Below are 17,789 nucleotides of genomic sequence, written 5' to 3' on the forward strand. Positions count from 1 at the left end.
CAGATGAAGCTGTCACGACGGATGATCTTGCAAGGTGCCGGCAGCTTGCCCTTCGCAATTGCGAGCTTGCGCACGGGCGCATTGGCTCAATCCGCACCCACTGCGCCGAGCGAGGTGCCGCCAATCCTGTTCGTCCACGGCAATGGCGACTACGACGCGCTCTGGATGACGACCTTGTGGCGGATGGAATCCAACGGCATTGCGCGCGATCGCATGCATGCGATCAATTTCAACGATCCCAATGCGCGAAGTGACGACAAGGTCGAGCAGGCGGGCCGCTCCTCGACCGAGGACCAGCGCCGCGAGCTCGCCGCCGCCATAGCCGAATTGAAGCGCAGCACCGGCGCCGCCCGCGTGGCGCTGGTCGGCAGCTCGCGCGGCGGCTATGCCATCCGCAACGTCATCAAGAACGGCGGCGCCGGCGATGTCAGCCACGCCGTGCTGTGCGGCACGCCCAATCACGGCGTGTTCGCGACTGACGACCAGCCCAACAGCGAGTTCAACGGCCGCGGCGCGTTCCTGCTCGGCCTGAACGAGGGCGAGAGTGAGGTGACGCCGGGTGTTGCCTTCCTGACCTTGCGCAGCGACGGCATGGACAAATACGCGCAGGCCGATGGCCGCTTCATCGGCAAGCCCGGCACGCCGACCGGCGTCAGCGTCGAAGGTCCGGAGTTGAAGGGGGCCACCAACCTCGTGCTGGGCGCACTCGATCATCGCGAGGTGGCGTTTCACCCCCGAGCCTTCCGCGAGATCTATAAGTTCATTGCCGGCCGCGAGCCCGCGCGAATCTCGATTGTGCCGGAGCAGAGCGTCAGGCTGAGCGGCCTCGTGACGGGCACACCGGGCGGTGCGCCGACCAATCGGCCGGTGGCCGGTGCAACCGTCGATATCTTTCGGGTTGATCCTGAAACCGGTGAGCGCAAGGGCAGCGCCGTGCACAGCGCGAAGACCGGCGCCGACGGCCGCTGGGGACCGGCGCAGGTCGAACCTTCCTGGTCGCTCGAATTCGCCCTCGCAGCGCCGGATGCGCCGACGACGCACATCTACCGCTCGCCCTTCCCGCGCTCGTCCGACGTCGTTCACCTGCGCGCCGCGCGCCCGCTCGGTCCCGCGGACAAGGACGCCGGGGCCGTCGTGATCATGTCGCGTCCGCGCGGCTATTTCGGCCTGCCGCGGGACGTGGTGCTGCTCGACGGCAAGGAGCCGGCGGACGTCAAATCGGGTGTGCCCACGGATTCGACAGCAACACTGCGCCTTCCGGCCGGCGAGGTCGGGCGTAACATCGTGGCCGAATTCAACGAAGAACGAATTGTGGCACGCGCCTGGCCTGCCTCCGAGAACAGGATTGCGATTGCCGAGCTGACTTACTAGCTAACTGCCTGCGCCACCCCTCCGGGAGAGAGCCATGAACATCGCCAGCGTGCGTCGGCCCATCGTCCCTCCGACGCCGCCGCGAGCGCCCGACGACATGTCGTTCCTCGGCCGGCTTGCCGTGATCAAGCGGAATATGATCGCGACCTGGGGGCAGCGCGCCTATGAGGAAGACGTCATTGAGGGCCGCTTCTTCTTCCGCAACAGCTTCATCCTGAACCGGCCGGATGCGATCCGGCATGTCCTGCTCAGCAATTACGAGAATTATTCGCGTACTCCGGCGGGCATCCGCATGCTTCGTCCCGTGCTCGGCGACGGTCTTCTGATTGCGGAGGGCCATTCGTGGACGTTTCAGCGCCGCACCCTCGCGCCGGCGTTCACGCCGCGTGCGACAGCAAATCTCGTTCCGCACATGACGGCGGTGCTCGACGAGACCATCGCAAAGCTCGACGGGCGAACGAGCGAGCCGGTCGATCTGCGCGAGATCATGCAGCGCATGACGCTGGAGATCGCCGGCCGCACCATGTTCTCGTTCGGCATGGACCGGCATGGTCCGACCTTGCGCAACTTCGTCATGGAGTATGGAGCCCGACTCGGACGGCCGTACTTGCTCGACATGGTGCTGCCGCTGTCCTGGCCGAGTCCGATGGATTTTGCCCGCGCCCGTTTCCGCAAGCGCTGGACCGAATTCGTCGCGATGCTGATCGCCGAGCGGCGTGAGAGGGGCAAGAAAGACGGCGCGCCGCCGCGCGATCTTTTCGATCTCATGGACGAGGCGCGTGACCCTGAAACCGGCAAGGGCTTTTCGGACGAACAACTGGTCGACGAAGTCGCGACTATGATCCTCGCGGGTCACGAGACCACGGCGACCGCGCTGTTCTGGGCGCTCTATCTGCTCGCGCTCGATCCCGATACGCAGGAGGAGATCGCCTCCGAGACCCGCGGCGAGCACCTCGACAGCATGGCCGACATCGATCGGCAGAAGTTCACCCGCGCCGTGATCGAGGAGACCATGCGGCTTTATCCGCCGGCCTTCCTGATCGCCCGGGCCGCGCGCGAGAAGGACAACGCGGCCGGCGTCGCCATCGGCAAGGGCGACATCATCATGATCGCACCGTGGCTGCTGCACCGGCACGAGAAGCTGTGGGATCAGCCGAACGCGTTCATTCCAAGACGCTTCATGTCCACGGAAGCGCCCGATCGATTCGCGTATCTGCCCTTTGGCGCTGGTCCGCGCGTCTGCGTCGGCGCCCCCTTCGCGCAAGCCGAATCCGTGCTGGCGCTGGCCCGGCTGATCGGTGCGTTCCGTGTCGAGCTTGCCGATACCGGCCCTGTCATTCCGCTCGGTGTCGTCACGACCCAGCCGGACCGTTCGCCGCTGTTCCGCATCACGCGTCGGTGACAGGCGTTCGCCTGGCCGACGGCGTGATCCACTCCAGATAGAGTTGCGCCATGAGCGATATCCAGGCCCAGTTTTCCGTTCTGAAGCAGACCGCCGATTCGAAAGTGGTCGATGCGATCGCGCGCCTCATCGAGGACGGCGAAGATCACGAGCTCAACCGCGTCAATGTCCTCGATTTCGCGAAGCAGCACGGTCTCGATGAAGAGCACGCGATCTCGGCATTCCTGCATTCGGCGCGGCTCGGCCTGTTCGATCTGGGCTGGAATGTGCTGTGCCCGGGCTGCGGCGGCGTGTTGGGTGCGCACTCGACCCTGAAGGCGCTCAAGCCAGACGATTATCATTGTGCGCTGTGCGCCTGCGGCTACAAGGCCTCCGTCGATGATCAGGTCGAAGTCTCCTTCACCGTCAATTCACGTGTCCGGCGCATTGCGGCGCATGATCCCGATACGCTTCCGGTGTGGGAGTACTTCAAGCAGGTGTTCTGGAGTTCCGGCGTCGACTTCAACAAGGAATCGTTTGCGACGCTCGCCAACGAGGTGACGCTGGACACGATGGAGCTCCCGGCCGGCGAGAAGGCGACCATGTCGCTGCAACTGCCGGACGATTTCATCATCATCTTCGAACCGGTGACGCACGCGGCGCATTTCATCGACGTGCAGGGCGAGCCCACCAAGGACCGTCAGCAGCTCGCCATCATGTACAACAGGGTGCAGGCGCCGACGGGAACCACGACCATGCGGCCGGGCCCGCTGCGGCTGTCGCTGGAGAACCAGGCCGGCGTACGCGTGCTGCCGTCGGTGTTCATCGCGGCCGAGGCGCTCCATCACCTCATCGGCAAGCGCAAGCCGTTCCTGACCGCCAAGCGGATGCTGTCGAACCAGACGTTTCGTGATGTGTTCAAGGCGGACAATCTCAGTCTCGACCAGCGGCTCCAGATCACCTCGCTGACCTTCCTGTTCACCGATCTGAAGGGATCGACCGCGCTCTATGAGCGCGTCGGCGATCTTGCCGCCTTCGACCTCGTGCGCGCGCATTTCCATGCGCTGCTCGAGATCATCTCCTCCGAGAAAGGCGCGGTGGTGAAGACCATCGGCGACGCCGTGATGGCGACCTTCGTCCGTCCCGAGCATGCGATCGCAGCGGGTTTGCGGATGCGCGCGGCGATGGACGAGCTCAACAAAAAGCGCGGTACTGCCGATCTCATCGTCAAGATCGGCATCCACGAAGGTCCGTGCCTCGCGGTGATGCTGAACGAGCGGCAGGATTATTTCGGCCAGACCGTCAACATCGCCGCCCGCGTGCAGAGCCTCTCGACCGCGCAGGAGATTCACATCACCGGCCCGGTGCTGGATGCGCCGGCGGTTGCCGAAGTCCTCAAGCAGCGCGAAATCAGGCCGATCCAGAAGCAGGCCGCACTGCGCGGCATCGCCGACAAGATGGTGGTGTACGAGATACCGTGACTGGTGTCGTCCCGGCGAAGGCCGGGACCATACCGCGTGATTTCCGAAACAGGCTGGATGGTCGTTACCAAAGCCTTCGCCAAACCGCAGCCTGTGGTTATGGGTCCCGGCCTTCGCCGGGACCACATGTGCGCACTTGCCTTGCCCTACTCCAAAATCACAGACTCAGATTGCCGAAACGTAATGCGACGCGCGGAACTGACGCACGTTGCGCCGGTTGAATTTCCTACTCATATAATGCTGGTAGCGGTCGCGCTCCGCGGCTTCATCGATTTCGGTAGGACCTTATGCTCGACGGCCTGCGCCAATTCATCGCCGACATTGTTGCTCCCCATGCCCAGGACCGCGCTTTCGGTGACGGTGATTACCGGCTGGCGGCGACCGCGCTGCTGGTTCATGTGATCTCGCTGGACGGCCAGCCGACGGCTGCCGAGCAGCGCAAATTGCACAGCCTGATCGAAAGCCACTTTGGGCTCGATCGCGGCACCGCGGATCGTCTGATCGCGGATGCGACGGAGGTCGAGGGCGAGGCGGTCGACCTCTATCACTTCACCAGCATCATGATGCGCTCGCTCGACGAAGAGGGCCGCAAGCGGGTCGTCCAGATGATGTGGGAGCTGGTCTATGCCGATGGCCAGGTTACCGAGTTCGAGGATAATGTGGTCTGGCGTGCCTCCGACCTGCTCGGGATTTCGCAACGCGACCGGATCGACCTGAAGCACGCGGTCGCAGATCGTGCCGGTGGTCAGGTCAAGGACAGCGCGGTCGGCGGGTGATCACTGCCAATACCGCCAATTGGCGGTTGTGCGGACCACATGACGAAACTTTAATGTAGCCTCGGGGCTGCCCTGGTTCCGGTTTTCCCCTGTAAAAACGGGGTTTTCCTGCTTCCCCGTTTCCCGCTCAGGTGGCTATGCGGTGGACGCCGCTTGCCTGTCGCGCACGGCCTATGCTCTCGTTCCAGCATTGCGGCGCCAAAAAAACTTCAATTCAAGAGATCTCGATCGTGACTGAGCGGGTAACGTTGATCACCGGTGCCTCGGCGGGCATCGGCACGGAGCTAGCGCGTGTGTTCGCCGCGAACGGACACCGTCTTGCGCTGACGGCGCGACGCGCGGACCGGCTCGAGGCGCTCGCAAACGAGCTCGCTGCCAAGGGTGGCAAAAAGCCGATCGTGATCGCCTGCGATCTTGAGGATGCGGATGCCGGCGAGAAGATCGCCGCCGCACTCGCTGCCGAAGGCGTCGAGCTCGATCATCTCGTCAACAATGCCGGCTTCGGCGTGTTCGGCGACGCAATTGAGCGCGACCGCGTCGAGCAGGTCGGCATAGTGGATGTCAATGTCCGGGCTCTGACGGATCTGTCGCTGCGCTTTGCCGATCAGCTGATCAGGAACAAGGGTGGCCTTCTCAACGTCGGATCGGTCGCCGGCTATCTGCCCGGCCCCGGCATGGCGGTCTATTACGCGTCCAAGGCCTATGTCATTTCCTTCACCGAGGCCTTGCGGGCGGAGCTTGCACCGCACGGCGTTCGCGTCACCGTACTTTGCCCGGGCCCGGTGCCCACCGAATTCCAGGCGCGCGCCGGCGTTGGGTCCGGACATGATACGGCCCTTCTCAATGTTCCTGCCGCTGAGGTCGCACGACAGGCCTATCGCGGCCTGATGGCCAACAAGCGGGCCGTGCTCCCCGGTCTGGGCATCAAGATTGTGCCATTCGCGCTGCGCTTCTTCCCGCGCGGCTTCATCCTGTCCGCCACCAGCCGGTTTCAGAGACAAAGACGCTAGAGGGAGCTCTCGGTCGGTCGTGGCCCGGAGCTTGCTTTCTATCGGGAGTGTGTGTGCGCAAACTCACACGAAATTAACGATCGCTTAGTTATGCTGGCGGTCAGAACCGATAGCAGTCGCAAAGACCATGTCGTTCCGGACGGACAGATTTGGTGGCGCAGATGTGGTGCCCTTCCCCAGAAGGACGCCTGATGTCGCCGCCTTCGAAACCCGGTTGCCGGTTCTGATCATCCTGCATCAGGAATCCTCGACGCCCGGCCGCGTCGGCAATGCGCTGCGCGCCCTTGGCCACCGCCTCGACATCCGCCGTCCCCGCCTCGGCGATCCGCTGCCTGAGACCCTCGACCAGCATGCCGGCGCTGTGGTCTTCGGCGGTCCCATGAGCGCCAATGATCCCGACGACTACATCCGCCGCGAGATCGACTGGATCGAAATTCCGCTCCGCGAACAGCGGCCGTTCCTCGGCATCTGCCTCGGCGCGCAGATGCTCGCGAAGCAGTTAGGAGCCCGCGTCGCGCCGCATGCCGATGCGCTGACCCAGATCGGCTACTACCCGATCCGCCCGACACCCGCGGGACACGGGCTCTGCCCGAATTGGCCGGCACGGGTCTATCACTGGCATCGCGAAGGCTTCGAGCTACCGGTTGGCGCTGAACTGCTTGCCGAAGGCGATGATTTTCCGGTGCAGGCGTTCCGCACCGGCAACGCTTTCGGCGTGCAGTTTCATCCTGACGTGACCTACGCCATGATGCATTGCTGGACCACGCGCGGCTATGACGGTCTCAGCGCGCCCGGCGCGCGGCAGCGGCATCATCACTTCGCGGACCGTGCCGTCTACGATGCCGCGGAACGGGCCTGGCTTGATCAATTCATCGACGGCTGGCTGGCGCGTCGGCCGTTGCTGGCGCAAGCCGCCGAGTGATCGCGCCTCCCAGGCCGTTGGCACAAGCCCTTGTCTCATCCCTTGATATGCTAGGCTCATGTCAACGAGCGCGCGCGAAACTGCGCCGGCAAACAAAGGGAGAGCACCATGGCTTACGAACACATTCTCTATGAGGTCAGCGACAAGGTCGCGACCATCACGCTCAACCGTCCCGATCGCATGAATGCGTGGACGCCGATCATGGAGCGCGACGTGCGCCATGCGATGGAAGCATCGAGCGCCGATGACAATGTCCGCGTCATCGTGATCACCGGCGCAGGCCGCGCCTTCTGCGCCGGTGCCGACATGGACGCATTGAAGGGGCTCGACCCCGATGATGTCAGGCGTGCGTCGAACCTGCCGCCCTTCGACATGAACCGGCGGCCGGACTGGCAGACGCGCTATGGCTTCTACCCGTCGATCGGAAAGCCTGTCATCGCCATGCTCAATGGAGCGACCGCCGGCATCGGCCTCGTCCACGCGCTCTATTGCGACCTGCGCTTTGCCGCCGACAACACCGTGTTCACCACCGCCTTCGCCCGGCGTGGTCTGATCGCCGAGCACGGCATCAGCTGGATGCTGCCGCGAATCGTCGGCCACGCCAACGCGATGGATCTGTTGCTCTCGGCGCGCCGCGTTTCGAGTGACGAGGCGCTGCGGATGGGGCTGGTGAATCGGCTCTGCTCGCCCGAGAAGCTGCGCGAGGAGACCTATGCCTATGCGCGCGACCTCGCCGATTTCGTCTCGCCGAGCGCGATGGCCGTGATCAAGCGGCAGCTCTACGAGGTGCCGTTCCAGACGCTGGCGGAGGCGACGATCGAAGCCAATCGGGACATGATGGTGGCGCTGAACGGCAGCGATTTCCGGGAGGGAGTCGCGAGCTTCATGGAGAAGCGGCCGCCAAGGTTTACGGGGAAGTAGGGAAGCTTAAGGGGCAGTCCGTCTTCGCCCTGCGGGCTACGCCGGACACCACGCTTCGCCCCTCGAGCTCCGCGCGGCTGCGCCACGCGTAGCCCGAAGGGCGAAGCGTGGTGGAGCCAGGCGGGATCGAACCGCCGACCTCGTCATTGCGAACGACGCGCTCTCCCAGCTGAGCTATGGCCCCTTTTGTAGGCCGCTCTGGTCAATGCGGCCGACAACCGGGCGCCATTTAAGTCCCCGCCAAGGTCAAGTCAAGGACGGGTGTAACCCGGTTTTAGCCATCCCGGCACCGACTTCCCTTGTTTGGACCGGGGGGAACCGATATCTAGCAGCAGGCGTCAATCCCGACCGCAGCCAGAATTTTCAAAAGTCAGAGTCTTTAAAAGCCATGCGTGCCGTTCTCGACATCGTCATCATCGTGCTCGACCTCTACGTCTGGCTGCTGATCGCGTCCGCGATCCTGTCCTGGCTGATCGCCTTCAACGTCGTGAACACCCGCAACCAGTTCGTTTCGGCGGTGGCGGAGTTCCTGTACCGAATCACCGAGCCGGTCCTGGCTCCGATTCGCAATTTCCTGCCCAGCCTCGGCGGCCTCGACATCTCGCCGATCATCCTGATCCTGCTCATCATGTTCATCGAGCGGGTGATCCTGTATTACATCTACCCGAACGTGATCTAAGCAAGCTGGAGCGCCCTGGGTTGCCAAAGAACCTTGTCATCAAGGAACCTTGGCGTTACGGGGCCGCAGGTATCAGCATCGCGCTGCGGGTGACGCCGCGCGGCGTCCGCGACGACATCGACGGGATCGAGCAGCTCTCCGATGGCCGCAGCGTGCTCAAGGTGCGGGTGCGCGCTATCGCAGATGGCGGCGAGGCCAACAAGGCCGTTCTGGTGCTGCTGGCGAAATCGTTGGGCGTGCCCAAGGCCAGCGTCAAACTCCTGTCGGGAGCGACCTCGCGGCTGAAGCAGATCGCGGTCGACGGCGATCCGGCGCGGCTCGGCGAAGCCCAGCGCCAGCTCGCATCAGCCAAATCGACAGACTGAGGGAACTGACATGACCGCCAAGATCATCGACGGAAAAGTCATCGCCGCAGAACTTCGCGCCCGCGTCGCCGACGAGGTCGCACGCGTCAAGCGCGAGCACAATCTGGTTCCGGGCCTTGCGGTGGTCCTGGTCGGAAGCGACCCGGCGAGCGAGGTCTATGTCCGGTCGAAACACACCCAGACCCAGGCCGCTGGCATGGCCTCGTTCGAGCACAAGCTGCCGGCCGACGTCTCGCAAGCAGATCTCCTGGCGCTGGTCGCAAAACTCAACCGCGATCCCGCCGTGCACGGTATTCTGGTGCAACTACCGCTGCCCAAGGGCCTCAATACCGAGGCGGTCGTCAATGCCATCGACCCCGCCAAGGATGTCGACGGGCTGCATCCGAACAATGCCGGCCGCCTCGCCGGCGGTTTCGAGGCGCTGTCGCCCTGCACGCCGCTCGGCTGCATCATTTTGACCAAGAGCGTGCATGCTTCGCTTGAAGGCATGAACGCCATCGTCATCGGCCGCTCCAACCTCGTCGGCCGACCGCTGGTGCAGCTGTTGCTGAACGAGAACGCCACGGTGACCATCGCGCATTCGCGCTCGCGTGACCTGCCCGGGCTCGTGAGGCGCGCAGACCTCGTTTATGCCGCCGTCGGAAAGTGCGAGATGGTGCGCGGCGACTGGCTGAAGCCGGGGGCGACCGTGATCGACGTCGGCATCAACCGGATTCCGAGGGACGACGGCAAGACGCGTCTCGTCGGCGATGTTGCCTATCAGGAAGCGCTCGCCGTGGCTGGCGCCATCACGCCGGTACCGGGCGGCGTCGGTCAGATGACAGTCGCCTGCCTGCTCGTGAACACGTTGCGCGCGGCCTGCGCGATTGCAGGGCTGCCGAAGCCGGCGGTGTAGTTCACCTCGCCCCGCAAGCGGGGCGAGGGAGCAGAGCTCAGGCCTTCTTCTTTTTCTCGCGATCGATGCCTTCGAGGATCAGCTTGTGCGCATCTTCGGGGCCGCCCCAGCGCAGGATCTTCACCCACTTGCCGGGTTCGAGATCCTTGTAGTGCTCGAAGAAGTGCTGGATCTGCTGGAGCGTGATGTCCGGCAGGTCGGAATACGACTTCACCTTGTCATAGCGCTGCGTCAGCTTCGACGACGGCACCGCAAGAATCTTCTCGTCGCCGCCGGCTTCGTCTTCCATGAACAGCACGCCGACCGGGCGCACGCTCATGACCGCGCCGGGAATGATGGCGCGGGTGTTGATGATGAGGACGTCGCAGGGATCGCCGTCGTCGGACAGCGTGTGCGGAATGAAGCCGTAGTTCCCGGGGTAACGCATCGGCGTGTAGAGGAAGCGGTCAACCACCAGCGTGCCGGCTTCCTTGTCCATCTCGTACTTGATCGGTTCGCCGCCCACGGGGACTTCGATGATGACGTTGACGTCGTGAGGGACGTTTTTCCCGATCGAGACCGCATCGATACGCATTCAAGGCTCCGTTGTTGCCGAGGTTAAATCGCACCCGGCAGCGATTTTGGCGCTGTCATACGCGGGCTTGGCCCGCTGATCCATCGCGTTTTTGTGAAATAATGAATCCGGCGATCACCGGCTCAAGGCAGCGGTATCGACGGAAGGAAAACGCTGCCGGCGGGACTTCAGCAGCTCAATTGGTCCAAGCGAAGGCAACCTTGTCGAGCGACTTCGGCCCGAAACGCTCCGAGGATCGCGCCACCATGCGGCCGCCCAAGGCGCGGTAGAACTCGGTGGCCGGATCGTTGTCCGAGAGCGCCCACACCACCATGCTCTTCAGGCCGCTCTGCATCAGGTCGCGGCGGGCCGCGGTGAACAGGCGGCGACCAAAGCCCAGGCCCTGGAATTCAGGACGCAGATAAAGCTCGTAGACCTCGCCGTCGAAATGCAGGCTGCGGGCGCGGTTGCGGCCGTAATTGGCGTAGCCTGCGATCTTGTCGCCGAACACCAGCACGCTGACGCGGCTGCCCTTGCGGATCGCGCTGTCCCACCATTGCGGACCGCGGCGGTTGATCAGCTTCTCCAGTTCGGCGCCGGGAATGATGCCCTGATAGGCGGAGCGCCAGGCTTCGTCATGGGTGGACGCCACCGCAGTTGCATCTGCGGCTTTGGCCGGCCGGACCTCGATCAGGGTTGTGCTCATGGACGTGATCAAACCAAGTCGCCGCGCCGGCGGCAAGACCTATCGTTAATTATCGGTTAACGTGTGGACTTTCTGCATCAGTATTTGAACCATGTTGTACCGAAAAAAGACAAGACGCCGATTCGAATGGCACCGGGGTGCTCTGCGACGGTGCAAAACTGCTTTGCGGCAACGAATGAACGGCAATGGCAACGCAGAAAGCCTGCCGATATTGATTCGTTCCTACTAGTCTAACTGTCGCTGTTCTCGCCTCCGGCAATTCATGCGGATCCCCAACATTCTCGTGCTCCTGGCTCTGTTGGCCTTGCTGACCGCGCCGCCCGTGTGCGCTCAGGTCACGTTTGGTTCGTCCGGAGCGGAGGGCGATCCGTTTCGCCGTCAGCAATGGCGCGTGCCGTCGCCGGATACCGACATCTCCGCTCATGCCCAGCTGTTTCGCCCGCCGGGTGCCGGCCCGTTCCGGCTTGCGGTGATCGCGCATGCTTCGACGCAAAATGGCTTGCGGCGCGCGCAAACGCCACAGCCGGAATATCGCGCACTCACGGCATTCCTCATCGCGCGCGGCTTCGCCGTGCTGGTGCCCGAACGGCTCGGCCATGGTGCGACCGGTGGCCGCTATGTCGAGGACCAGGGTGGCTGCGACGAGGCGGACTACGTGCGCTCGGGCCGCGCAACGGCCGACGAAATCGCGCTCGCGCTGGACTATGTGCGAAAGCAGGATTTTATCCGCAAGGACGCCGCGATCGTGATCGGCCATTCCGCCGGCGGTTGGGGCGCGCTGGCGCTCGCGAATGCCGATCCGAAGGCGATCTCCGCCATCATCGCCATTGCGCCGGGCCGCGGCGGCCATGCCAATGACGAGCCGAACCGGATCTGCGCGCCGCATACGCTTCTCGCCGCGGCGGCTGAATTCGGCAAGGCCGCGCGCATCCCCATCACATGGCTCGTTGCCGCCAATGACAGCTACTTTGCACCGGCATTTTCGCTTGCGTTGGTCGATGCGTTTCGCGGCGGCGGTGGCAAGGTCGACTTCCGCACGACGCCGGCCGTCGGTAGCGAGGGCCACTGGATGATCGAAACCGAGGCAGGCGTCAAAGCCGCGAGTGCCGAGCTTGCGCGTGGGTTGAGCCTGCCCAAGCCCGTGGTGACCAAGAAGCCATGACGCTGTATTTCCTCATCAAATATCTGCACGTGCTCGGAGCTATCGTCATCCTCGGCACCGGAACCGGCATTGCCTTCTTCATGCTGATGGCACATCGCACGAACGACGTGGCGTTCATCGCGCGCACCGCTTCGGCAGTCGTGATCGCCGACGCGATCTTCACGTTGTCCGCCGTGATCCTCCAGCCGGTCACGGGCGGCCTGCTGATGATGCTCTCGGCAACGTCGGTCGCCGAGCGCTGGCTGCTCGCCTCCCTTGCGCTCTATGCAATTGCTGGCTTGTTCTGGATCCCCGTGATCTTCATGCAGATCGAGATGCGCGATCTCGCGCGGAAGGCCGCCGAGCAGCGTGGCGCGCTTCCGGAGCGCTATTTCGTCCTGTTTCGCCGCTGGTTCGCGTTCGGTTTCCCCGGCTTCGGGGCCACGATGCTGATCCTCTGGCTGATGATCGCAAAACCGTTTTGAGGAAGGTCATGAGCCAGCGAACCATTCTCGTGCTCGGCGCCTCCGGCCTGATCGGCCGCTACGTCACCGACGATCTTCGCGCGCATGGATTTCGCGTGATCGGGGTGGCGCGCAGCCTGTCGGTGGCGCAGAAGATGAGCGCGCTGGACATCGAGCTGCCGATCCTCTCCCTCGATGCGGCGGCTCTGACGCGCCTCCTTGGTGAGCACGCGGTCGATGTCGTCGTGAACTGCCTCGGCGTGCTCCAGGACGGCCCCGGCAGCGATACCAACGCGGTGCATCGCGATCTCGTCATACGATTGCTTCAGGCGATTGGCGGCAGCGGCCGTGCGATCCGGTTTGTGCACATCTCGATTCCCGGGACCGCCGGCGAGGATCGAACCGCGTTCGCAACGACGAAGCGTGAGGCCGAACGTTTGATCGTGGCTTCCGGCACTCCCCACGCCATCCTGCGGCCCGGTTTCGTGGTCGCGCCGTCGGCCTATGGCGGCAGCGCGATGCTCCGCACGCTTGCGGCCTCCCCGCTCGACCTGCCGGAGAAGGAGATGGCGACGCCGTTCCAGCCCGTTGCTGTCGAGGATATTTCCGCCACCATTGCCTGGCTTGCCGCGCGCGATATCGACGACGCATCGGTGAAGGCCGTGAACTGGGACCTGATGCAGGTCGAACCGATTACAATGGCTGGCGTCATCAAGCAGTTCCGTATCGCGTTCGGTACGGCCGGCTGGTCGCGCGTCGCGATGCCGTCCTTCGTGCTCGATCTCGACGCGAAAGGCGGCGATGTCGCCAACTATCTCGGCTGGATACCGCCGATGCGCTCCACGGCCATCGCCGAGCTGCGCCGCGGCGTCACCGGCGATCCCTCGGCGTGGATCGCCGCCACGGGCATCGTGCCGAAATCACTGGCTCAGACGGTCGGGCGCCACCCCGCCACGATCCAGGACAAATGGTTCGCGCGGCTGTTTTTGGTGAAGACGCTGATCTTCGCGAGCCTTGTCGCGTTCTGGTGCGTCTCCGGTTTCATCGCGCTGTTCGTGTCCTATCGCGCCGCTGCTGGCATCCTGAGTGCGCACAACTTTCCCTCGGCGCTCGTCGATCCCATCACCATCGCCACCAGCCTGATGGATATGAGCATCGGCGTGTTGATCGCGTTCCGTCGCACCGCTGCGCTCGGGCTCGTTGCAGGCATCCTGGCTTCGCTGGGCTATATGTTGGGTGCCGCGATCCTGACGCCGGACCTTTGGATCGAGCCGCTCGGCGCACTGGTGAAGACGGGGCCGGCGATCGTGCTGATGCTTGTTGCGCTTTTGATGTTGGACAATCGCTGATGCCAAAATGGCCTGACGACGACGTGATCCTCTTCGACGGCGTCTGCATTTTTTGCTCGCGCTGGGTCCGCTTCGTCGCCGCGCGCGACACGGGGAAGAGGTTTCGCTTCACGCCGATCCAGTCCGACTATGGCGCCCGGCTCGCGCGCACGTTCGGCATCGATCCCGCTGATCCCGACACCAATGCCGTCATTCACGGCGGCGAGGTGTTCATGAAGTCGGACGCTGCGCTGACGGTGCTGTCGCAGCTTCCCGGCTGGGGCTGGGTGCGTGCGTTGTTTGCCGTCCCGAAAGCGTTGCGCGACCCGGTGTATAGCCTCATTGCGCGCAACCGTTACCGCATATTTGGCAAGTACGATGCGTGCTTCGTGCCTGACGCCGATTTGCGAGCACGGGTGATCGAGTAATTCGTCATTGCGAGCGCAGCGAAGCGATCCGTGTCGCTGCGGAAAGATTCTGGATTGCTTCGCTGCGCTCGCAATGACGAGCGTGCGGTTACGGTTTGCCCAGAACGCCCAGCACTTCCCTCGCCGCCCGCTCCCCTGAGTCCCGCGCCCCATGCGCCGTCGAGAAAAAGTTCGGCGACGTCGCTTCTCCCGCAAAGAACAGCCGCCCATCGGTCGGTGCCGCCAGCACGGCGCGGTCACCGGCGTGGCCGGGCAGGGCGTGCGAGTAGGAGCCTCTCGCGAAGGGGTCGTGGGCCCAGCGCGACTCGTAGAGCGGCTTCAGCTTTCGCCTGATGTCGTTGCCGAGGAAGCCTGCGATCTCCTCGATGCTTTGGGCGGCAATGGCGCCGTCGCCCGCGTCTTCCAGTTCGCGTGCAAAGCTGCCGCCGAAAAAGCCTTCGATGCAGGGCTGGCCGAACGGGCGGATATGATAGGTGCCCATGTCAGTGCGCATCGTGGCGCCGCGCAAATTACCTTCCTTCGGGAAGGCTTCGGCATCGTCGAGCGCCAGCGTCACCTTGTCATCGACACCGAGCGGCAGGCCGGCCGCGGCGTCGACCTTGGCGGGGAGAGGTGGCGAAAAGCGGATCGCCTCATTGGCGATCAGATTGGTCGGCACGGTGACGATCACCTTGTCCGCGGTCAGCGTGCCCTGCGATGTCTCGATGCGGATGCGCTGGCCGGAATGATCGATCAGCGTGACGTTGCAGTTCAGCGCCACCAGGCAGGGCGCGCCATAGGCCGCGATCAGCGCGCCGTAGCCGCGGCGGACGCGCCAGTTGAGGTCGCTGTCCTCGTAGGCGTCCCAGTCCAGCGTCGACATGTCCTTCAGTTCGCAGCCGTTAATGTAGGTCGAGATCGCGTCGATCATGGGATTCCAGCGATTGCCGGGCTCCAGGCTGAAGCTCGCGGGGACATCCTGGCCCTTCTGGGCGGTCTCCCACAGCCGCTGATAGAAGGCGTCCATGGCGTGCATGAAATCATCGCGCTCGGCTTTCGGAAACGCGTCGCCATAGGCGCGCTCGCGCCAGGGCGGGAGGTCCTTGTTGACCTCGAAATCGAGCTGCTTTGCAATCGCGACGAAGGAGTTGTTGTCCGCCGAATGCAGCCAACCGCAGCCGACGTCGAAGGTGACTTCGGGCGAGGCCTGCACCGTCCAGGCCCGGCCACCGAGCCGGTTACGCGCCTCGAGCACGATCACGGAGAGGCCGGGGCCTGCCAGCGCATGCGCCGCGCCGAGGCCGGCGGCGCCCGCACCGATGATCGCGACGTCGACGGAGGAGGGGAGGGACATAGCGGTCAATTTCATCGTCATGCCCGGGCTTGTCCCGGGCATCCACGTCATTGACACCAGTATCGAAGACGTGGATGGCCGGGACAAGCCCGGCCATGACGCATTCGTCGTGTGTCCGAGTGGCCTTAAGCCACCGCTTCCTTGGATTTTTCCGCGCGCTTGCGCTCGTTCGGGTCGAGGTGCCGCTTGCGCAGGCGGATCGACTTCGGCGTGATCTCCACCAGCTCGTCGTCCTCGATATAGGCCAGCGCCTTTTCCAGCGTCATGCGGATCGGCGGGGTCAGGCGCACCGCTTCGTCCTTCGACGTGGTTCGGATGTTGGTGAGCTGCTTGCCCTTGAGCACGTTGATCTCGAGGTCGTTGTCGCGGGTATGCTCGCCGACGATCATGCCCTTGTAGACCTTCCAGCCCGGCTCGATCATCATCGGGCCGCGATCTTCCAGCTTGAACATGGCGTAAGCCACCGCTTCGCCCTGGTCGTTGGAGATCAGCACGCCGTTGCGGCGGCCCTGGATCTCGCCCTTGTACGGCGCGTAGCCGTGGAACAGACGGTTCATGATCGCGGTGCCGCGGGTATCGGTGAGCAGCTCGCCCTGGTAGCCGATCAGGCCGCGGGTCGGCGCGTAGAACACCAGCCGCAGACGGTTGCCGCCGGACGGCTTCATCTCGATCAGCTCGGACTTGCGCTCGCTCATCTTCTGCACGACGACACCGGAATGCTCCTCGTCGACGTCGATGACGACTTCCTCGATCGGCTCGAGGGTGGCGCCGGTGGCCTCGTCCTTCTGAAATACGACACGCGGACGCGACACCGAAAGCTCGAAGCCCTCGCGGCGCATGGTCTCGATCAGGATCGCGAGCTGCAATTCGCCACGGCCTGAAACTTCCATTGCGTCCTTGTCGGAGGCTTCGACGACCCGCAGCGCAACGTTGCCCTCGGACTCGCGCAGCAGGCGGTCGCGGATCATGCGGCTGGTGACCTTGTCGCCTTCGGTGCCGGCGAGCGGCGAGTTGTTGACGATGAAGGACATCGACACGGTCGGGGGGTCGATCGGCTGCGCCACCAGCGGGGTGTCGACCGACGGATCGCAGAAGGTGTCGGCGACGGTGCCCTTGGTCAGGCCGGCGATGGCGACGATGTCGCCTGCCTCGGCTTCGTCGAGAGGAGTGCGCTCGATGCCGCGGAAGGCGAGGATCTTGGTGATGCGGCCCTGCTCGATCATCTTGCCGTCGGCGCCCAGCACCTTCACGGCCTGGTTCGGCTTGATCGAGCCTGAGGAAATACGGCCGGTGATGATGCGGCCGAGATAGGGGTTGGCTTCCAGAATGGTGCCGATCATGCGGAACGGGCCTTCCTCGACGGTCGGCGGCGCGACATGGCGCACGATCAGGTCGAACAGCGGCTGCATGCCGGCTTCCTGCGACCCGTCCGGGCTCTCGGCCATCCAGCCTTGCTTGGCCGACCCGTAGAGGATCGGGAAGTCGAGCTGCTCCTCGCTGGCGTCGAGCGCCGCGAACAGGTCGAACACCTCGTTGATGACTTCGGTTGCCCGCGCGTCGGGACGGTCAACCTTGTTGATCACGACGATCGGCTTCAAACCGACCTTGAGCGCCTTGGAGACCACGAATTTGGTCTGCGGCAGCGGCCCCTCGGCGGCGTCGACCAGCACCAGCGCGCCGTCCACCATGTTGAGGATGCGCTCGACCTCGCCGCCGAAATCGGCGTGGCCTGGGGTATCGACGATGTTGATGCGGGTGTCCTTCCACTGCACCGAGGCCGCCTTGGCCAGAATGGTGATGCCGCGCTCGCGCTCCAGATCGTTGGAGTCCATGGCGCGCTCAGTCACCTTCTGGTTCTCGCGATAGGTGCCGGATTGCTGGAGGAGGCGGTCGACCAGGGTCGTCTTGCCGTGGTCGACGTGGGCGATGATGGCGATGTTGCGAAGATTCATGAGTGGGCTTCTTTGCGGTCGGACAATGGGTTAAGCGCGATCTCGCCGGTCAGACCGGGACCTCTTCTCGAAACAACGCTTGA

General features: G+C 64.1%; 18 protein-coding genes and 1 tRNA gene. 14 read left to right on the forward strand and 5 right to left on the reverse strand.

The features are described 5' to 3' along the window. Positions 1 to 3: 3 nt before the first annotated feature. The 7 genes from RX329_RS01385 (at position 4) to RX329_RS01415 (ending at position 7,862) form a co-directional block, all read left to right on the forward strand. Positions 4 to 1,371 carry a twin-arginine translocation pathway signal gene (locus RX329_RS01385; protein ID WP_018459737.1) on the forward strand — a complete coding sequence of 456 codons (1,368 nt, stop codon included), beginning with the start codon at positions 4 to 6 and terminating at the stop codon, positions 1,369 to 1,371. A gap of 34 nt (positions 1,372 to 1,405) precedes the next feature. After that, complete coding sequence (locus tag RX329_RS01390) at positions 1,406 to 2,773, forward strand: cytochrome P450 (protein ID WP_317245493.1); 1,368 nt, start codon at positions 1,406 to 1,408, stop codon at positions 2,771 to 2,773. A 50-nt stretch (positions 2,774 to 2,823) separates the two neighbouring features. Further along, positions 2,824 to 4,233, forward strand: a complete 1,410-nt coding sequence (locus RX329_RS01395; protein WP_085359629.1) for an adenylate/guanylate cyclase domain-containing protein — start codon at positions 2,824 to 2,826, stop codon at positions 4,231 to 4,233. Between the two features lie 287 nt (positions 4,234 to 4,520). After that, entirely contained in the window at positions 4,521 to 5,009 is a 489-nt protein-coding gene (locus RX329_RS01400; RefSeq protein WP_085359631.1) for a TerB family tellurite resistance protein, read from the forward strand. Between the two features lie 230 nt (positions 5,010 to 5,239). Continuing rightward, on the forward strand, positions 5,240 to 6,019 hold the full coding sequence (locus tag RX329_RS01405) for an SDR family NAD(P)-dependent oxidoreductase (RefSeq protein WP_026233870.1): 780 nt from the start codon (positions 5,240 to 5,242) through the stop codon (positions 6,017 to 6,019). Positions 6,020 to 6,146: 127 nt separating this feature from the next. Then, positions 6,147 to 6,941, forward strand: coding sequence for a glutamine amidotransferase (locus RX329_RS01410; protein WP_026233871.1), 795 nt, complete (start codon positions 6,147 to 6,149; stop codon positions 6,939 to 6,941). A 108-nt stretch (positions 6,942 to 7,049) separates the two neighbouring features. After that, positions 7,050 to 7,862, forward strand: coding sequence for an enoyl-CoA hydratase (locus RX329_RS01415; RefSeq protein WP_085359633.1), 813 nt, complete (start codon positions 7,050 to 7,052; stop codon positions 7,860 to 7,862). A gap of 108 nt (positions 7,863 to 7,970) precedes the next feature. On the opposite strand, the gene RX329_RS01420 is transcribed toward RX329_RS01415, so the two are convergent. After that, positions 7,971 to 8,046, reverse strand: a tRNA-Ala gene (locus RX329_RS01420). A 204-nt stretch (positions 8,047 to 8,250) separates the two neighbouring features. On the opposite strand from RX329_RS01420, the gene RX329_RS01425 reads away from it, so the two are divergent. Genes RX329_RS01425 through folD form a run of 3 tightly spaced genes read left to right on the forward strand, consistent with a single transcriptional unit; the run spans position 8,251 to position 9,801 of the window. Beyond that, positions 8,251 to 8,541, forward strand: a complete 291-nt coding sequence (locus RX329_RS01425; RefSeq protein WP_007598721.1) for a YggT family protein — start codon at positions 8,251 to 8,253, stop codon at positions 8,539 to 8,541. A 20-nt stretch (positions 8,542 to 8,561) separates the two neighbouring features. Then, entirely contained in the window at positions 8,562 to 8,906 is a 345-nt protein-coding gene (locus RX329_RS01430; protein WP_085384730.1) for a DUF167 domain-containing protein, read from the forward strand. A 10-nt stretch (positions 8,907 to 8,916) separates the two neighbouring features. Then, positions 8,917 to 9,801, forward strand: coding sequence for a bifunctional methylenetetrahydrofolate dehydrogenase/methenyltetrahydrofolate cyclohydrolase FolD (gene folD / locus RX329_RS01435; RefSeq protein WP_018459745.1), 885 nt, complete (start codon positions 8,917 to 8,919; stop codon positions 9,799 to 9,801). 37 nt (positions 9,802 to 9,838) lie between these two features. Here folD and ppa read toward each other — a convergent pair whose 3' ends face one another. Then, positions 9,839 to 10,375, reverse strand: coding sequence for an inorganic diphosphatase (ppa, locus tag RX329_RS01440; protein ID WP_007604168.1), 537 nt, complete (start codon positions 10,373 to 10,375; stop codon positions 9,839 to 9,841). A 175-nt stretch (positions 10,376 to 10,550) separates the two neighbouring features. Then, on the reverse strand, positions 10,551 to 11,060 hold the full coding sequence (locus tag RX329_RS01445) for a GNAT family N-acetyltransferase (RefSeq protein ID WP_007598725.1): 510 nt from the start codon (positions 11,058 to 11,060) through the stop codon (positions 10,551 to 10,553). Positions 11,061 to 11,322: 262 nt separating this feature from the next. Between RX329_RS01445 and RX329_RS01450 the strand changes: the two genes are divergently transcribed. From RX329_RS01450 to RX329_RS01465, 4 genes are read left to right on the forward strand one after another with little or no spacing between them, the layout of a single operon-like run. Further along, positions 11,323 to 12,222, forward strand: coding sequence for a dienelactone hydrolase family protein (locus RX329_RS01450; protein ID WP_085359635.1), 900 nt, complete (start codon positions 11,323 to 11,325; stop codon positions 12,220 to 12,222). Beyond that, a complete protein-coding gene (locus RX329_RS01455; RefSeq protein ID WP_085359637.1) occupies positions 12,219 to 12,686 on the forward strand; it encodes a DUF2269 family protein in 468 nt (155 codons plus the stop codon). Before RX329_RS01450 ends, RX329_RS01455 begins: the two co-directional genes overlap by 4 nt. Positions 12,687 to 12,694: 8 nt before the next feature. Beyond that, entirely contained in the window at positions 12,695 to 14,014 is a 1,320-nt protein-coding gene (locus tag RX329_RS01460) for an SDR family oxidoreductase (RefSeq protein ID WP_085359639.1), read from the forward strand. Next, entirely contained in the window at positions 14,014 to 14,421 is a 408-nt protein-coding gene (locus tag RX329_RS01465) for a thiol-disulfide oxidoreductase DCC family protein (protein WP_085348521.1), read from the forward strand. The genes RX329_RS01460 and RX329_RS01465 overlap by 1 nt, the downstream gene beginning before the upstream one ends. A gap of 88 nt (positions 14,422 to 14,509) precedes the next feature. Here the strand turns inward: RX329_RS01465 and RX329_RS01470 are convergent, their stop codons facing one another. Beyond that, the gene (locus RX329_RS01470) at positions 14,510 to 15,754 is read right to left on the reverse strand and encodes a flavin monoamine oxidase family protein (protein WP_085384729.1); all 1,245 of its coding nucleotides are present in this window, start codon (positions 15,752 to 15,754) and stop codon (positions 14,510 to 14,512) included. A gap of 125 nt (positions 15,755 to 15,879) precedes the next feature. Then, a complete protein-coding gene (typA, locus tag RX329_RS01475; RefSeq protein ID WP_085348520.1) occupies positions 15,880 to 17,706 on the reverse strand; it encodes a translational GTPase TypA in 1,827 nt (608 codons plus the stop codon). Positions 17,707 to 17,789: the final 83 nt, after the last annotated feature.

Origin of the sequence: Bradyrhizobium sp. BWC-3-1, from assembly GCF_032917965.1 — a bacterium.
GTDB lineage: Bacteria > Pseudomonadota > Alphaproteobacteria > Rhizobiales > Xanthobacteraceae > Bradyrhizobium > Bradyrhizobium canariense_D.

Bases quoted from the DNA above. Each gene is read 5' to 3' on its own strand.
- RX329_RS01385 (WP_018459737.1), top strand. From the start codon at position 4: ATGAAGCTGTCACGACGGATGATCTTGCAAGGTGCCGGCAGCTTGCCC.
- RX329_RS01390 (WP_317245493.1), top strand. From the start codon at position 1,406: ATGAACATCGCCAGCGTGCGTCGGCCCATCGTCCCTCCGACGCCGCCG.
- RX329_RS01395 (WP_085359629.1), top strand. From the start codon at position 2,824: ATGAGCGATATCCAGGCCCAGTTTTCCGTTCTGAAGCAGACCGCCGAT.
- RX329_RS01400 (WP_085359631.1), top strand. From the start codon at position 4,521: ATGCTCGACGGCCTGCGCCAATTCATCGCCGACATTGTTGCTCCCCAT.
- RX329_RS01410 (WP_026233871.1), top strand. From the start codon at position 6,147: ATGTCGTTCCGGACGGACAGATTTGGTGGCGCAGATGTGGTGCCCTTC.
- RX329_RS01415 (WP_085359633.1), top strand. From the start codon at position 7,050: ATGGCTTACGAACACATTCTCTATGAGGTCAGCGACAAGGTCGCGACC.
- RX329_RS01425 (WP_007598721.1), top strand. From the start codon at position 8,251: ATGCGTGCCGTTCTCGACATCGTCATCATCGTGCTCGACCTCTACGTC.
- folD (WP_018459745.1), top strand. From the start codon at position 8,917: ATGACCGCCAAGATCATCGACGGAAAAGTCATCGCCGCAGAACTTCGC.
- ppa (WP_007604168.1), bottom strand. From the start codon at position 10,375: ATGCGTATCGATGCGGTCTCGATCGGGAAAAACGTCCCTCACGACGTC.
- RX329_RS01445 (WP_007598725.1), bottom strand. From the start codon at position 11,060: ATGAGCACAACCCTGATCGAGGTCCGGCCGGCCAAAGCCGCAGATGCA.
- RX329_RS01450 (WP_085359635.1), top strand. From the start codon at position 11,323: ATGCGGATCCCCAACATTCTCGTGCTCCTGGCTCTGTTGGCCTTGCTG.
- RX329_RS01455 (WP_085359637.1), top strand. From the start codon at position 12,219: ATGACGCTGTATTTCCTCATCAAATATCTGCACGTGCTCGGAGCTATC.
- RX329_RS01460 (WP_085359639.1), top strand. From the start codon at position 12,695: ATGAGCCAGCGAACCATTCTCGTGCTCGGCGCCTCCGGCCTGATCGGC.
- RX329_RS01465 (WP_085348521.1), top strand. From the start codon at position 14,014: ATGCCAAAATGGCCTGACGACGACGTGATCCTCTTCGACGGCGTCTGC.
- RX329_RS01470 (WP_085384729.1), bottom strand. From the start codon at position 15,754: ATGTCCCTCCCCTCCTCCGTCGACGTCGCGATCATCGGTGCGGGCGCC.
- typA (WP_085348520.1), bottom strand. From the start codon at position 17,706: ATGAATCTTCGCAACATCGCCATCATCGCCCACGTCGACCACGGCAAG.